The sequence below is a fragment of the [Clostridium] symbiosum ATCC 14940 genome (assembly GCF_000466485.1).
GTDB classification, from domain to species: Bacteria; Bacillota; Clostridia; order Lachnospirales; family Lachnospiraceae; genus Otoolea; species Otoolea symbiosa.
On sequence record NZ_KE992843.1, the window covers coordinates 28,277 to 43,827 of the forward strand.

General features: G+C 49.8%; 12 protein-coding genes. 7 read left to right on the forward strand and 5 right to left on the reverse strand.

Features of this window, described 5'->3' with window-relative positions:
* Positions 1–69: 69 nt before the first annotated feature.
* From CLOSYM_RS04840 to CLOSYM_RS04870, 7 genes are all read left to right on the forward strand, one after another.
* Positions 70–999: a nucleotidyltransferase family protein gene (locus CLOSYM_RS04840; RefSeq protein ID WP_021641187.1), complete on the forward strand. Its 930-nt coding sequence runs from the start codon at positions 70–72 to the stop codon at positions 997–999.
* Positions 1,000–2,136, forward strand: a complete 1,137-nt coding sequence (locus CLOSYM_RS04845; protein ID WP_003506001.1) for a phosphotransferase enzyme family protein — start codon at positions 1,000–1,002, stop codon at positions 2,134–2,136. It begins immediately after the preceding gene.
* A 174-nt stretch (positions 2,137–2,310) separates the two neighbouring features.
* Positions 2,311–3,561: an AfsR/SARP family transcriptional regulator gene (locus CLOSYM_RS04850; RefSeq protein ID WP_021641188.1), complete on the forward strand. Its 1,251-nt coding sequence runs from the start codon at positions 2,311–2,313 to the stop codon at positions 3,559–3,561.
* A gap of 182 nt (positions 3,562–3,743) precedes the next feature.
* The gene (locus tag CLOSYM_RS04855) at positions 3,744–9,971 is read left to right on the forward strand and encodes an isopeptide-forming domain-containing fimbrial protein (protein WP_021641189.1); all 6,228 of its coding nucleotides are present in this window, start codon (positions 3,744–3,746) and stop codon (positions 9,969–9,971) included.
* A 13-nt stretch (positions 9,972–9,984) separates the two neighbouring features.
* On the forward strand, positions 9,985–10,734 hold the full coding sequence (locus CLOSYM_RS04860; protein WP_021641190.1) for a class C sortase: 750 nt from the start codon (positions 9,985–9,987) through the stop codon (positions 10,732–10,734).
* A 38-nt stretch (positions 10,735–10,772) separates the two neighbouring features.
* A complete protein-coding gene (locus tag CLOSYM_RS04865) occupies positions 10,773–11,768 on the forward strand; it encodes a pilin N-terminal domain-containing protein (protein ID WP_021641191.1) in 996 nt (331 codons plus the stop codon).
* Between the two features lie 3 nt (positions 11,769–11,771).
* A complete protein-coding gene (locus CLOSYM_RS04870; RefSeq protein ID WP_021641192.1) occupies positions 11,772–12,617 on the forward strand; it encodes a class B sortase in 846 nt (281 codons plus the stop codon).
* A 47-nt stretch (positions 12,618–12,664) separates the two neighbouring features.
* Here the strand turns inward: CLOSYM_RS04870 and CLOSYM_RS04875 are convergent, their stop codons facing one another.
* Genes CLOSYM_RS04875 through CLOSYM_RS04895 form a run of 5 tightly spaced genes read right to left on the reverse strand, consistent with a single transcriptional unit; the run spans position 12,665 to position 15,459 of the window.
* Positions 12,665–13,717: a type IV pilus twitching motility protein PilT gene (locus CLOSYM_RS04875; protein ID WP_009297908.1), complete on the reverse strand. Its 1,053-nt coding sequence runs from the start codon at positions 13,715–13,717 to the stop codon at positions 12,665–12,667.
* A 30-nt stretch (positions 13,718–13,747) separates the two neighbouring features.
* Positions 13,748–14,188, reverse strand: coding sequence for a hypothetical protein (locus CLOSYM_RS04880; protein ID WP_021641193.1), 441 nt, complete (start codon positions 14,186–14,188; stop codon positions 13,748–13,750).
* Positions 14,185–14,601: a hypothetical protein gene (locus tag CLOSYM_RS04885; RefSeq protein ID WP_021641194.1), complete on the reverse strand. Its 417-nt coding sequence runs from the start codon at positions 14,599–14,601 to the stop codon at positions 14,185–14,187. Before CLOSYM_RS04885 ends, CLOSYM_RS04880 begins: the two co-directional genes overlap by 4 nt.
* The gene (locus CLOSYM_RS04890; RefSeq protein ID WP_003506022.1) at positions 14,594–15,109 is read right to left on the reverse strand and encodes a DUF4860 domain-containing protein; all 516 of its coding nucleotides are present in this window, start codon (positions 15,107–15,109) and stop codon (positions 14,594–14,596) included. Before CLOSYM_RS04890 ends, CLOSYM_RS04885 begins: the two co-directional genes overlap by 8 nt.
* On the reverse strand, positions 15,106–15,459 hold the full coding sequence (locus CLOSYM_RS04895) for a hypothetical protein (RefSeq protein ID WP_003497925.1): 354 nt from the start codon (positions 15,457–15,459) through the stop codon (positions 15,106–15,108). The genes CLOSYM_RS04890 and CLOSYM_RS04895 overlap by 4 nt, the downstream gene beginning before the upstream one ends.
* Between the last annotated feature and the right edge of the window lie 92 nt (positions 15,460–15,551).

Consider the following 15,551-nt stretch of genomic DNA (forward strand, 5'->3'; position numbering starts at 1 on the left):
TACATCTGACGGAAAGCAATTTTCAAACACGCTCTATGGCAAATTCAAGTGAAAGGATGTATTAATAATATGGAAAAAAAACCGGTATTAGTAATTATGGCAGCCGGAATGGGCAGCAGATACGGCGGTTTGAAGCAAATCGATCCGGTAGACCGGGAGGGAGACCTGATAATTGACTTTTCAATCTACGATGCAGTTGAAGCCGGATTTGAAAAAGTCGTGTTCATTATAAAGAAAGCGATAGAGAAAGATTTCAAAGAGCATATCGGCCGCCGCATGGAAAAGCACGTTGAGGTTGAGTATGTTTACCAGGAGACGGATGTGCTGCCGGACGGATATGAAGTACCGGAGGGCCGGGTAAAACCGTGGGGAACGGGGCACGCGGTGCTGTGCTGCAAGGATGTGATTGACGGCCCCTTTGCCGTTATCAATGCAGACGATTATTATGGCAAAACGGCATTCCGTGAAATTTATAACCAGCTTGCTTCCCATGGCGACGATGAGAAATATCAGTATACTATGGTAGGCTATGAGCTGTATAATTCAATAACGGAAAACGGCCATGTGGCCAGGGGCATCTGCAGTACGGATGAGAATCACAGGCTGGTGGATATTCAGGAGAGAACCAGAATTGAAAATCATGGCGGCAGAGCGGAGTATACCGAGGACGACGGAAAAACCTGGGTATATCTTCCCCATGGAACCATCGTTTCCATGAATATGTGGGGATTTACAAAGAGCATTCTGGCGGAGCTGGAAGCCAGATTTGTTCCGTTCCTGGAAGCAAATCTTCCTGTGAATCCGGTTAAGTGCGAATATTTTCTCCCATTTGTCGTAGATGAACTGTTAAAAGAAAACAGGGCTGAGGTAACGGTTTTAAATACTCCTGACCGCTGGTACGGCGTCACCTACAAAGAAGACAAACAAATGGTAATGGATGCCATCCAGGGTATGAAAGATGCAGGAATTTACCCCGAGAAACTCTGGGAGGACAGATAGATGGTTAGCAAGATACTGAAGACAGAAGAGGCCATAGCTAATATGAGCTATGAAGGTGCGGCGGAGGAATATTACCGTTACGGCCACGGACATATCAACGACACATTTTATGTCAGTACGATGGCGGAGGACGGGAGACACGCCTACATTCTGCAGCGGATGAATCGTGAAGTTTTTAAGGACCCTGTATCATTGATGAAGAACATCACCGGTGTCACAAGCTTTCTCAGGAGGGAGATTGAGAAGGAGGGAGGGGATCCGCTGAGGGAGACCCTGAACCTGGTGCCGGCTAAGAACGGCAGGGACTATTATGTGGACAGTGACGGCCAATATTGGCGCTCCTATTTGTTCATCGGCAATGCAACCTGTTATGATAAAGTAGTGAAACCGGAAGATTTTTATCAGAGCGCGAAAGCATTTGGCCGTTTTCAGAGGCAGTTATCCCAGTATCCGGCGGATGAACTATATGAGACGATTCCGAATTTCCATAATACTCCGGTACGTCTGGCGACGCTGAAAAAGGCGGTGGAGGAAGATGTATGCGGCCGCGCCGCTTCTGTCCGGAAAGAAATTGAGTTTGTTCTGGAACGGGCCGGGGAGGCAGGAGTGGCGATGGATATGCTGAAAGAAGGCAGGCTTCCGCTTCGCGTTACCCATAACGATACAAAGCTTAATAATATCATGATTGACGACTCGACGGGAGAGGCGCTGTGTATTATTGATCTCGATACGATTATGCCCGGGCTGTCAATCTTTGACTTTGGTGATTCTATCCGTTTTGGAGCCAACACTGCGGCCGAAGATGAACAGGACGTTTCACTGGCAGGATTATCACTGCCGCTGTTCGATATTTATACGAAGGGATATATGGACGGCTGCAATGGGAGCCTGACAAAAGAAGAGGTGCAGATGCTCCCAATGGGAGCCAAGCTTATGACGTATGAATGCGGAGTCCGCTTTCTTACGGATTATCTCCAGGGCGACGTATACTTCAAAATAAGCAGAGAGAAGCATAATCTTGAACGCTGCCATACCCAGTTTGCCCTTGTGGCCGACATGGAGAAAAAGTGGGATGAGATGAACGCGGTTGTCGGGAAATATTCCAGCCGGTCAGAAACTGCACTGACACGTTCCTAATTGAAACAACAGCACTGTCGGCAAGAACAGCAACGATAACCTGCACGCTCCGCGCACAGGTCACCGCAATACTTTACCAAAGCTTACGATAAAAAAGATGGTAATACTCGGAAAATGTATTATAATAGAGATACTCTTATAAAAATTACTGTCTGTCCGGAAAGGGGGAGCTGAATGGAAGAGCAGATTTATAGTCCGGGAATGCAGGAAATTCTGAAAGTGAATATGTTCAGCGGATTTTCGATGACTTATGCAGGAAAAAAGATTGCATTTTCAAGAAGCAGTAATATGAAATTTATTCAGCTTCTGCTTTTGCTGTTCCTTCATGCCGACCAGGGGATTTCCAAAAAAGAATTGATAGATACGCTCTATGGCTGGAATGCCGGGGTAAATCCCAACAAGAATTTGAATAATGTTATCTACAGGCTGAAAAAGCAGCTTGTTTTAGCCGGACTGCCGGAAGAGGAATATGTTGTTCTCGAAAGCGGCATGTGCCGCTGGAGCAGCAGTTTTCCGGTAGAAACAGATGCCGTCCGTTTTACCGAATGCATCAGCATGGCAAAGGAATCGGCAGGCGCCGGGCGCATCGGTTTTTTAAGAACGGCGGAACGGCTGTATACGGGTGAATTGCTGCCGGAATTTTCTACGGAGCTATGGGTCATTGAGCGGAATCTGCAGCTTAAGGGAATGTATCAGCAGGCTGTGGTGGAGCTGGGGGAATATCTCCGACAGGCCGGCGAGTATCAGGAAGAGCTTCGGCTTTACCGGAAAGCCGGCAAATTATATCCCTTTGATAAATGGCAGATTCAGGAGATTGACTGTCTGATGCTGCTGAAGGAGTATAAAGAGGCATATGACGTCTATCGGAATACGGCCAAACTCTATTGCGAGGAGCTGGGCGTGCCGCCCGGGCCTGAGATGGTAAGCCGTCTGCGCAGGATAGAGAGTCAGATTAAGAATCCGGTAGGGAATTTTGAAGATTTAAAAGAAAACTTCAGGGAGCAGAAGAATACGGGCGCCTATTACTGCCTGTATCCCAGCTTTCTTGACTCCTGCCAGCTGCTTGCGAGAGTGGCAGAGAGAAGCGGAAGATCTATTTTCCTGATGCTTCTGAACCTGACCGAGCGGATGGGGAAGGAGATAACGGATTCGGAGAAGCTGGAGACGCAGATGGAGATCCTGAAGGAGGTAATCCGGTCATCGTTCAGAAGAGGAGATCTGTTCACCACCTACAGCAAGAGCCAGTATATGATTATTCTGGTCGGAACAGAGAAAGAGAACTGCAACAAAGCATTTACCAGGTGTCTTGACAGATGGAAGCAAACCGAAGGAGCAAAAGGGGAACTCAGTTATTCGGTAGAGTCCCTGGTCAAAATGTTGAATCCTGAACTGTCACAGGAGGGGGAAACTCCGGACTGGAAATGAGATTCCGGTATAAACAGGTAAAAAAGTTATAAAAACAGTAAAAAGAATAAAAAAATCAGGAGCTGCTATTGGCGAGGTAATTCGCGAGGCAGCTCTTTTGTTATAATAAAAATAATACGCTTAAGCTGATAGACGCTGCTCTGGATGATTAAAGAATTAAAACGGATAAATGAGGAGAAAAAATGGCGGGAATGTTCAGGAAAATAAAAGAGGATGGCAGGTTAAGACGAACGATGGCCGCATGGCTTGGCATCTGTATAGTCGTGCAGATGGTGTTCGGCAGCCTTGGCGCCGTTCGTACGTATGCCGGCGACACGATTTATAAGGTAATCACGGTCAGTGAAAAAGAGATTATAAAAGGTGTGAAGCGGGCGGCCGGCAAGGACCATGAGTATGTTCCGAATATAGACAGAAAGAAGCTTCCCTATGCAAATGAAGAGCTGAAAGATGATGCAATTGACAAGATTACGCCTTTCCTGATGGGAACATCCATTATTGAACAGAAAAAGGCGGGCGATAATTGTTCTGTCATTGTGGCAGTCAGCGGGGAGGAGCTTCCGGCATCGGGCAGTGAAGCCGAATACGCAGCAGAAAACGTAATATTTATCGGATTTAATGGAAATAAGGACAGTGACTGTGTATTTACGCTGCAGATAGTCGATGCGAACGATATCGTAATACGCTCTATGACAATTATTACGTATAAACAGGACGGCGCAGCAGCCACGCCGCCGGAGGCCAGCGGCTCGGAAGCGACGCCCTCCGAGGATGGCACGGAACCGGCAAGCCCGTCCGCCGCCACATCTTCCACAGCAACCGGTTCTGAGATGCAGGGATACGGCTTTGCCGAAGCAGGGGCCAGGGAAGAGCTGGGAGAGGATGAACTGACGGATTTGGTGCAGAACGGAGACATTTCCACTCCGGGAGAGGCAGCCTCACCCGGCAGTCCGGATGACCCGAAAGATGCGGCAGGCCCCAGAATGACGGTACCGGCAGGCGGATTTTGTGTCGCATTTGCGGAGAGCGGTACGAATGCGCACGGAAAAATAGCACAGGTTCAGGCCTTTCTGGCCGATGGTGAGGAAAAGGTAATGTCAGGCGCAATCGGAACCTTTCATATTGCGGCCGATTACAGTGTAGTTGACGAAAAACTGCCGGAATACGCTTATTTCACAGTAAGATTCAAGATAGAGGATGATAAGGGCAATGACTACGGGAATGTAAAAGGCCCGGAAAGTGAGCCGAGCGCCAGGCCGGTTTCGTCCCTGAACAGTGAAAAACAAAGGGAATGGAAGGCCATCCACGAACTGCTGTTGGAATCTTCCGAATATGCGGACGCGGCGCAGTGTAATGACTGGCAGATGATAACGGCGGAAACGAACACCTATTTTTATTCCACCGGGGCCGGATTAGCGGTATTTGGAATCAGGAACGGCGGAACTGCAATCACGGATCTTCCAATATTCTTTACCTTTGATAACTATATTACACCGATTGGTTCCGCAATTACGGCTACACCGGGAATCCTGAACAGGGAGGAGCTTAAAGAGGCATATGAGAGCAGCGCAGGCCCTGCTCACAGCGGAGATGCTGCCCTGATCGAAGGGGAAGCAGTCACCATGAGAAGCAATGCCCGGTACTGGTGGCATGATGTAAAGCTGTCCAATACCGGCAGTCTTGGCAATATGGCGGCAGGAACAAATGTGGGAAATGCTGACGGTGAAATTATTTACAAAATTTCAGCAGGAAAAGATTACAGAAGCGATGTGGGCCGCCTCTATACAAAATCTTATTCAGTCCTCGACGTTATTGCATTTGACGGGTTTGCCCTGGATATTTCCGGATATGGATTATCTGTTGATGCCTCAGTCAAAAAAGGGGAACTGTATTTGACAAAAGATGGCCGTAATGTGGCAAAGCTGATTGGACTGAAGCTTCCGGGAGGATATCATTCCGGTGAAGTAAAGGTGACGCCGGTTTACCAAAACAACGATTCTTCAACGAATATCATAACCGGTTTTGAAGTGCGCTACACGGCAGAAAACAAAACTTTGGCAACAGACGGGCCAAAAGATATGGCGGACATCGTAAGTGATGAGATGAATGTCTACCTGGGAATCGGTTCGGTTCTCAAAAAGGCGGCTGGCATCATTAAATATGACGGGAATGCAGCAGTTTCCGGCCGGAATCCGTCGGTGTCGTGCAAAGCGTATTTTGACGCCTATTCCATCATGTATGATGAGACGGCAGACAACACGGACCTGGAAAAGAACGACGGAGAAACAAATCACCACAGTGAAGCAGAAAATAACCTGACTGCAAATTCCGCTTATCCTCTGACGAAAGAGGCATATACAGACAGGGACTGCAAGGTTAAGGCAGAGGGGGAAAATAAGATATTCGAACCCGGCCGGGAAGTCCGTTATAAAATCAAGGTCAAAAATAATGGTTATGCAGAAGAACGGTTTGACATCGTGGACTCTCTTCCTGCGGGGCTTGACACTGCGTCGGTTAAGACATTAAAGGTGATGGTGGAAGGAAAACAGCTTCCGGCAGACGCTTTTACGGATCTTCCTGCCAATACGGCCGTTTCCCCGGCCGTCAAAGTATGGGGAAACATTCTGATTCCGTCCGGCGGGGAAGCAGTTGTCATATTTGAAGCCGCCTTTAAATCGAAAACAGAGTTTTCCGGTAATAACATCAATACGACGCAGACCAATTCAGCCGGATGGTACCGCAGTTCAGATGTGCAGAGAGAAAAAAGCCTTGGCAGGGATGATGCGACGGTATTCGTGAACCTGAATACTTTACAAGAGAGCGATGTCACATTCAGGAAGACCATCGTAAATGCCGGAACAGGCGGCAGCCAGCCGGCAGTGGGCAGCGACGTGACATATAATCTCATGGCGGGATTAACCGGAGGCGTACACAATTCCCACTGGATTACGGTAAAAGACGAATGGCCCGGCTCCGTAACGTTAAAGGAAATCTCCAATATTCCTTCACAGGCAATTATCATCATAAAAGAGAATGGGACGGAGATTAAACGCTATGAGAATAAGGGAAACAGCGCGGCTTCCTGGAGCGCGTTCTCGCTTGCAGGGAAATCCGGAATTACCGTGGAAGCAAGAGTCTATCTCAAACCTGGTGTGACGGAGAATATTAAATTAAAGGGGAGGATTGAGGCCGAAGGCGAGATTACCAACCAGGCTCATGCAGGAGGCGGAGAAGGAGAGGGCTTCGATAAGCCGGGTAGCGCAACTCTTTATGCAATCGGAGCATCGATTGAGAAGAAAGCTTATTTTATCGGAGCATCGGAAAAGGGCAGTATTACAGAGCAGAACAGCAGGCGCCATCCTGTCGATCAGAGCGTTACGTTCCGGGCCGGAGACGTGGTATGTTATGAGATGACGCTTAAAAATACGGGTATTGACAGGTTTAAGGCTAATGTCTCGGACGACATATCAAACCTGTTCGGAGACGGAATCCGCCCGATTTATGCAAACGCGGATTTGGGTGAACCGGGATCTGTATTTATGAAGAAAACGGGAGCTAAGGGCTGGCTCAGTTTGACGCCCGGCCAGAGCGGGACAAAGGCATTGGATGAGAACGTGGAACTGGCAAAGGGGGAAAGTATTGTTTTCCGTATCTATCTTGAGATACCGGAGGGAGCATCGGTTCTGTTCCCCGAAAATACGGTCAGCGCTTCTCTGGCCTATGATAAGGAACCGGAGCGGAAATTTGCGATCAGGGCGTCCGCCTCAATTACAATTAACGAGGATGTCCAGAAGGCCTCGATTGATAAAGAGGTATACGCGGTCGCCAGGGAGCTGAAAGAAGAAGGGGGCCATGTCTATCTGAAGGGCGCCAAATGGAATAATCCGGTTCTTGGCAGCGGAACAGGACTGGCGGAAGACGAAACGACTCTCACTGTCGGAAAAGGAGATTATGTTTTCTACCGGATCACCATTAATAACGAAAGTGATGAAGAACCTCTCCGCATCTATGAAATCGAAGACTGGCTGCCCGCCGGAATGCAGTTTGAACGGTTTTATGAATTCAACGGTGCGGACCGGGGAAAGAAGATACCTGGGGCAGTAGGAGACAGCGATACGCTGGATCTGGGGATTAAAGAAAGAAGCAATAAGTTTTCCGGTAAAAACTGGCTGTATTATGAAGACGCGGCCGCAGGAAAATGGGGAACGGATGCAGAGGTGGCGGTGAGCCATGGAGCAAATTTTGCATCGATGAACAGCGGTAAGACAACTTACCGTGTCCGGCTTTACGATACGGATGCCATAAAGACAGGTTTGTCCCCCGTTCCATCGGTTAAACCGGGCGGAAGTGTGGTATACGGAATAATTGCAAAAGTCACGGGAGATCTTGACGGTATTAAGAAACTTACTAATACTACCGGTGTCATTGTTGACCAGACGGCGATTACGGATGAAGCATTCGACAGGCCGGTTTCTGATTTGAGCGGAGCAGTGGGAGGAAAATCTTATTCCGATGACTTATATAAGATTATAACCGCTTCCGCTGATGTCGCCGCGGCGGGAATTTATACTCCCGGTATCGGAAAGAGTCTGGCTCAGTACAATGCTTCGAATAATTGGTATGATTATAAACCGGACGGTAAAAATGACAATTTCCTTCCGAACAATCCGATGCGCTGGCAGGTGACCCTGTATAATGGAACCAACGGCCATATGACTAGAGGGCCGATTGAAAATTATACAATCAGGGATGTGTTCCCGGCCGGCCTGACTTACAACGAAGCCGATGCGGACGGAACCTATATTGTCACCTCGGGCGGGAAAAAGATACCCCTTCCGGAACCGGCTGTCGGACGCGAAGAGGGAAAGAATGTGACAGCCTCCTGGAAGATTGAGAAACAGTCTGAAGGATACCTGATAACGGGTGCAGACGGCCATACCGTGAAGACGAATGAAAACCTGGCCATTCCGGTAAAAGGCAAAATTACAGTCAGAATAGGCTCCAGGGCTGACGGCGACGGAACGGCTAAATATGGAACTTATGTGAACCAGGCTGATTTAATACCGGCCCGGGAATACAGTTATACGGCTGCCTGTGAAGGCACGCTGGTCAAAGAGGGCAATCAGCCTGTCTGTGTCCGTGCGGAGGCATCGGTCAATATTTTCTTCGGTGACGGAAAGACGGAGGCGTGGAAAGAAATCAGAGGCTCCTTCAACGGAACAGAGGGGACCGGCACCGGCACCGACAGCTCCCGCAATTCAATTATTGCCGATGCCGGAAGCGAAGTTACGTATACGCTCAACATCAGGAATCAGGTAGAAAAGGGGATTGAAAACCTGGTAATAGTGGATCGTCTTTCGGCATTGAAGGATAACGGACTTGTAAACAACATGCAGCGAAATTCAGGTTTCAAAGTATCGTTTCCCGACTCGCCTGCAATCGAAGTCCGGATCAGGAAAGCGTCCGGACAAATGGTAAGACTTAAAGATGGAGATTATAATGTCACGTTTGCGGACTGGAACACGAAATTCGGCAAAGGCTCCGCATTGCCTGCACGATATTGGGAACCGGACAGCGCGTCCGATTGGGAGTCCTCCGCCGCAGGCAGAGACACCTTCCGCATCGAGGTGGAAAATGACGCGTTAAAAGGACTTACGAACAATGATACGGTTATAGTAACCTTCAGCGCATTGCTTCCGAAGGCATCAGAACTGGATCTGAGCAATGAGCCGGTTGCGTGGAACACATTCGGATACGCATACAGGGCCGTCAACTCCACAAATAAGTCGACTATCACCGTGGAGCCGGCCAAAGTAGGCGTCCGGATACCAACGGCGTCCCTTGCGGTAACGAAAAAGATTGAAAGCCGGTTTGAGGAAGATAAGGCTCAGGCATTTACCTTCCGTCTAGAGAAAGAAGACGGGGCCAATACCGGGAAATGGGTGAGCGCAGGCGGGCAGCCCTATCAGCTTACCCCGGGAACCGGTGAAACCGCATCAGACGGGAAAACTGCGGAGAATGGGGAATTTACCCTGACCCATGGTCAGACTGCGAAATTTACGGTTCTGGCCGGCCGGAATTACCGGATTACCGAGAGAGACGGCGACGGATATTATGTGTCTGTCAGGGAATTCGGCGGCGGCGCCGGAGAGGACACCCTCTTCGATCCCGAGAATCCTCCGTCTGCCGTATTGAAAAATGCCTCGGACGGTAAGAGCTATTCCTGTACCTTCACAAATATAAGAAGCAGCTTTTTCCTGCCGGAAACAGGAGGGGCGGGAACCGACCATCTCCGCAGAAAGGGAGCCGGAATGATGCTTGCGTCGCTGTTCGTTCTGATCGGCTGCTTCACAGGAGGTTTGTCAGGGAGAAGGCGCAGAAAAGAAGACGTTAAACGGAGCCGGTTCCTGTGACAAGGAGAGACGGATGAAGAGAAAAGGAATTATCATATTGGCCGTCCTGGTACTGCTTGCCGGAGCCGGAATGTACTTTTATCCGGACATCAGCAATATGTATTACCAGGCAGCGGCGGCGTCCGATATCAAGGGGTATCAAAAGGGGGTCCGGGAGCTGAGTAAAACGCAGGAAGAGGAAATGCTTGCAAGGGCTGAAGTATATAACAGCCGGTTATCCGGCGCACTTTCGATGGATCCCTTCCGGACGGGAGGCGCTGATCCTTCGGAAGAAGATGAGGAGTATAATGCCCTGCTGAATATTAACGGAGTGATGGGCTATATCGATATTCCAAAGATTGATGTTTACCTGCCGGTTTATCACGGCACATCGGCGGAGGTATTGAAGAAAGGGGCGGGCCATTTATATGGTTCAGCCCTTCCTACAGGCGGGAGTGGGACACACAGCGTCATATCGGCACACAGGGGGCTGCCGTCCGCCAGGCTTTTTACGGATTTGGGAGAGATGGAGAAGGGGGACATATTTTATTTCCACATATTTGACCGGATTATGGCTTATCAGATAGAACAGATAGAAACGGTTCTTCCGACACAGCTGGAACTGCTCGATCCGGTGCCGGGCAGGGAATATATGACACTGTTTACCTGCACGCCGTATGGGATTAACAGCCACCGTCTTCTGGTGCGTGGGGTAAGGATTCCTTATGAGGTAACCTCCGATGGGACTTCGCAGGAAGCAATGGCCGCCATACACATCCGGTGAAGGGGGAGAAAAGGTAGAGGAGAAAAGAGGGAAACGCGATGAAACATAAAGGAATTGCAAAGAAGGCAGGCACCTTTCTCATCACTGCAATACTCGCGGCGGCATTTGCAGTACAGACTGCGGCTGCTGTGCCGGCGGAGAGTGAGAAGGCCGCGCTTACAATACAGGCATCCTCAGATGGGACGGGAATAGCAGGTGTTGAGTGGTCTGTCTATCAGGTGGCTGAAATGCCGCAGGACGGAGTATTTATCCTGACAGGAGACTTTGCGGCTTCCGGACTGGACATTGACGGCCTGAATGATTCAAGTCAATCAGCCATGCAGAAAAATGCGGTAAAATCAGCTGCTTTTGTCTCTGAGAATAAGATAAAAGCAGCTGGCAGCGAAGTAACCGATAAAAATGGGAGGGCAAAGATAGGCGGTCTCGAACGGGGCCTGTATCTTGTAAGCCAGACCGGTACACCCGGGACGGACAGGATAGTGAAGTCGATGCCATTTTTTGCAGCACTGCCCATGATGGTGGACGAAGGCGGAAAAATGGTCATGAAATATGAGGTGACGGCAGCTCCGAAACTGGAAGTGGAACAACCGCCTGAAACAGAGGCGCCGTCAACGGAGACGCCGTCAACAGAAGCGCCGTCAACGGAAGCGCCGTCAACGGAAGAGACGGATAAACCCTCGACGGAAGCTTCGCCCACATCTTCTGCGGAGGAATCAACCGGGGAAACCGGCAGCGCTTCACAGCCGTCGCAGCCTCCATCAACCGGCTCAGGCGGTTCATCGGGCGGCCATGACCGGGACAGGGGAAATACTACGGTAATCATTGACAGCAATACGCCGCTGTCCAGTTTTCCGCAGGCAGAACCGCAGTTGGAGGAGATAGGGGATGAACCGGTGCCGCTGGCAGCTTTGCCCTCTCTTCCCAAAATGGGGGATATGGGAGCCGGGGCATATGCAGCAGGCATGCTGATTTCGATTCTGACAGGCTGCACCGCATTAATCCGCCGGAAAAAGTATACCGGAGGGAAAAAGTGATTTATGACCGACAAGATGAAACGACGGCTGTGTACGGCCGTATTTACACTCAGCCTCATCTCCATGGCGGTTTTTACAGTAATGTATGTAAAAACACAAAAAGAGTACCGCCACAGTGAAAGAGATATTGCGGCGGTAATGGAAATACGCGGAGCAATATCGCCCGCTCTTACAATAAACGAGAAGAGCCGGCTGGATGAGGCCTCCCTGAGAGCGGCAGAATATGAGTCGGCGCAGGAGCGCCGGGAAGGCTGCAGGCTTCTGAAGGAGATCAATCAGGATGTGGCGGCATGGATCACGATTGCGGGAACACCCATTGATTACCCGGTAATGCAAACCCCGGACAGTCCGGATTATTACTACAGGAGGGGATTTGACGGCAGATATTCCGCATATGGGATGATTTATATGGATGCGGCCTGCCGGCTCCGGGAGGATGAAGCGCTTTACGAAGCGGAGGCAGAGGAAGGGAAGGCAAGTCCCAACTGCGTCATTTACGGACATCATATGAAAAACGGAACCATGTTTGCCTCACTGGAAAAATACGGTTCTGAGGAATATTATAAGGAACATCCGGAAATTTGTCTGGATACACCCGATTCGTCATCGGTATATGAGATAGTGGGAGTTGTCAGACTTCCGGCCGAGAAGCTGAGCAGCGGATTTGCGGCAGTGCTGGCAGCCAGAACACGGGAAGAATACGAAAGCTTTGTACAGTACATAAAAAAACATGCTGCCTATGATACGGGAATTACGGCCGAATGGCCTCGGCAGCTTATTACACTGACCACCTGTGAATACACACTAAAAGACGGCAGACTGCTGGTCGTGGCACGTGAAAAACGGTGAGAAATCCGCGTTGCGGACTTCTCACCGTTTTTTACGTGATTCCGGCTTTACATTAAGCGCATCTGCATCTGCTCCGGATCACTGCTGTAGCTGATACAGGTGTCACGGGATATTTTGCCTTCCCGCATAAGCCGCAGCAGGCTGTTATTCATGCTGATCATGCCCTCGGCCATACTGGTGGCGATTACATTATCTATCTGATGAATCTTGCCCTCCCGAACCATTGTGCGGATTGCATCATTCAGGAACATGATCTCAAAGGCGGGCACCATGCTTCCGGTGACGGTAGGGACGAGCTGCTGGGAGATGACGGCCTGGAGAACCATAGCCAGCTGGACGCGTATCTGCTGCTGCCCGTCGGGAGGGAATACATCGATGATACGGTCAATCGAATTGGCGGACCCGATGGTATGCAGGGTTGAAATCACCAAATGGCCTGTTTCCGCGGCGGTCATCGCGGTTTTAATCGTATCGAAATCCCTCATCTCGCCGAGCAGGATGACATCGGGAGCCTGCCGGAGGGAAGCCACCAGTCCATTTACATAACTGTCCGTATCCAGTCCAATCTCACGCTGGGTGACAACGGAACGGTTATGCCGGTGCAGATATTCAATCGGATCCTCCAAAGTAATAATGTGGCTGTTTCTCGTCCTGTTTATTTCATCGATAATACATGCCAGAGTGGTGGATTTTCCGCTGCCTGCGGCTCCGGTGACAAGGACAAGCCCTTTTTTCAGGTTTGCCGTCCGGATGACTTCCGGAGGGATGTTCATATCTTCCGGTCTGGGTATCTCAAAGTGAACAACACGGATGACGGCGGCCAGGGAGCCTCTCTGTTTCATGATACTCACGCGGAATCTGGCGACTCCTTTGATAGAACAGGAAAGATCGTCATCCCCGTAGGTATGCAGCTTATCCATACTTCTGTGGTTGCTGAGCTCATAAAGCGCAGTGATCAGAGCCTCCGAATCGGCGGGCATCAGTTTATTATCGTCGACTGGAATAATCTTACCATTTATTTTATAGGAGAGAGGAAGGCCGGGGATTATAAAAATGTCGGATGCATTTTTCTCCACGGCGTCAGTCAAAAACTTAAGCATGGTATATCTCCTTTCAAACCTTGTTCTTCATTATTCATCAGGGGCGATCCATACGGGAAGGCTGTCGTCTATCGCATAATCTTCCCGATTGTAGACATAGCTTGCCAGAACCTCCCTGCTACTGCCGTCCAGTTCAATTCGGAGAGCCTGGCCGGCATTCATCGGTATTTCACAGTAGAGCCTGCCTGCCTCATCAACTCCTGACTCCGTTCCTTCAGGCATCAGTAAAGCTGCATCAGAAAGGGCCTCCTCCATGCTTTTGTTACCGTCAAGAGCCGAGACGGCAGCCTGGATGAACTCCTGGCCCATGGCATCGGCCTGATAGTAGGCGGTTACCGAATCTGCACGGCGTCTGGCCAGTACAAGGGCCGAATTCCCATCGCTCAGACTCAGGAGAGAGAAAACGGCGAGGCAGAGGATGATAAAAATAAGGATAATGGAGGCTGTGCCTATATTGATTCTGTTTTTCATGGAAGCCTCCTTTCAGCGGCCAGACTTCGGGCGCCGCTCAAGGTATAGATAGTTTCCATTCCTTTTCCTCTGATATCGCTGATCTCCACAGATACGTGAAGCAGTCCTTCTGCCGCGTATGAATTAATTTTCATAAAATAGGCAGCTTCCGAATCGGCCGGTTCACATATCTTCCAATATCTGTCAAAACCGGAATGTGTCTCACTGGGGGCAGACGCTTCGTCGTATTCGGCAAAAGCAGTTTCAATTGCGTTCTCGGCGGCGAGAACGGCGTGGTTTAAGTTTTCCGCATTCTGGCTGAGCCGGTCGGCCTTTGCAAACGCAAGTACGAAAATACAGGCAGCCACTGCGAAAAAACCACATACCCACAGCATTTCCATCAGAAAAGCATAAGATGTCCGTTTTTTATTCATTCCTGCGGCCTCCTTTCGAACTGCTGCGAAGAAAGAGGCTGGCAGTTCTGGGGGAAGGCGTTTCCTCCAGGGTAATCTCAAGCATCGCTCCGTTCTTCTTATCGGCAATGGAGAAGGAAATGGGCTCACAGTCCATAATAGGAAGGCCGTCTTCTACGGTGAGGCCGCTTCCCTGCTCGGAAAACAGCTCCAGCAGTGAGCCGTCTTTTGTGTAAACCCAGGTTTCATACAGGATGCCGTCGTAATCGGAGGCCAGCACCAGGATGCTTTGCCCTTCAACCGTCCGGACACTGATGCTGCCGGTCCGATCGGACTGGCGTACTTTGTTCGTGATATAGCTCAATGCGGTGTCTGAGTAAAAAGCTGCGTCGTTTCTGGCGCGGATATTGCCGTATACGCGGCTGCCAATCAGAATAGTGAAGACGGAGCATAGAATAAATACAAGAAACAGCAGCATGGAAAAGATAAAATCCATGCCTTCCGAGGGACGCGATACAGTCTTTTTCATAGCTGCCCTCCCTGCTTTGCCTGCCCGGTCACGGGCAGAACCGTGATATCCGGCATAATGTTGGCGGCCCAGCCGTCGTAGAACACATTATAGCGTTCGCGGTCAATTACAATGCCGTAATTATCTTCCAGATATTCAACGCTGGGCGGATAACGGCCTTCAATGGAATAGCACTGGACGCTGGCCCTGCGGATGGCATCCGTCAGCATATTTAACTGATCCTCTTTTGTCCTGCTCTGCATGGCTCCCATGGAATAAAGGAAGAGATACAGGACAATAATGAGGAGGAGAAATGAAAACAGATATCCGGGCAGGGAACTCCTGTGTTTTGGAATTTCAATATGTAACATAGATATACACTCCTTATCGTTACAGTTGAGCCTTCAATGTCATTTAGTTAACACTATGAAGATTTAGTTAAGCAGGTGAGGACGCCGCCGGT

Bases quoted from the DNA above. Each gene is read 5' to 3' on its own strand.
- CLOSYM_RS04860 (WP_021641190.1), top strand. From the start codon at position 9,985: ATGAAGAGAAAAGGAATTATCATATTGGCCGTCCTGGTACTGCTTGCC.
- CLOSYM_RS04875 (WP_009297908.1), bottom strand. From the start codon at position 13,717: ATGCTTAAGTTTTTGACTGACGCCGTGGAGAAAAATGCATCCGACATT.
- CLOSYM_RS04880 (WP_021641193.1), bottom strand. From the start codon at position 14,188: ATGAAAAACAGAATCAATATAGGCACAGCCTCCATTATCCTTATTTTT.
- CLOSYM_RS04845 (WP_003506001.1), top strand. From the start codon at position 1,000: ATGGTTAGCAAGATACTGAAGACAGAAGAGGCCATAGCTAATATGAGC.
- CLOSYM_RS04865 (WP_021641191.1), top strand. From the start codon at position 10,773: ATGAAACATAAAGGAATTGCAAAGAAGGCAGGCACCTTTCTCATCACT.
- CLOSYM_RS04890 (WP_003506022.1), bottom strand. From the start codon at position 15,109: ATGAAAAAGACTGTATCGCGTCCCTCGGAAGGCATGGATTTTATCTTT.
- CLOSYM_RS04855 (WP_021641189.1), top strand. From the start codon at position 3,744: ATGGCGGGAATGTTCAGGAAAATAAAAGAGGATGGCAGGTTAAGACGA.
- CLOSYM_RS04870 (WP_021641192.1), top strand. From the start codon at position 11,772: ATGACCGACAAGATGAAACGACGGCTGTGTACGGCCGTATTTACACTC.
- CLOSYM_RS04840 (WP_021641187.1), top strand. From the start codon at position 70: ATGGAAAAAAAACCGGTATTAGTAATTATGGCAGCCGGAATGGGCAGC.
- CLOSYM_RS04850 (WP_021641188.1), top strand. From the start codon at position 2,311: ATGGAAGAGCAGATTTATAGTCCGGGAATGCAGGAAATTCTGAAAGTG.
- CLOSYM_RS04895 (WP_003497925.1), bottom strand. From the start codon at position 15,459: ATGTTACATATTGAAATTCCAAAACACAGGAGTTCCCTGCCCGGATAT.
- CLOSYM_RS04885 (WP_021641194.1), bottom strand. From the start codon at position 14,601: ATGAATAAAAAACGGACATCTTATGCTTTTCTGATGGAAATGCTGTGG.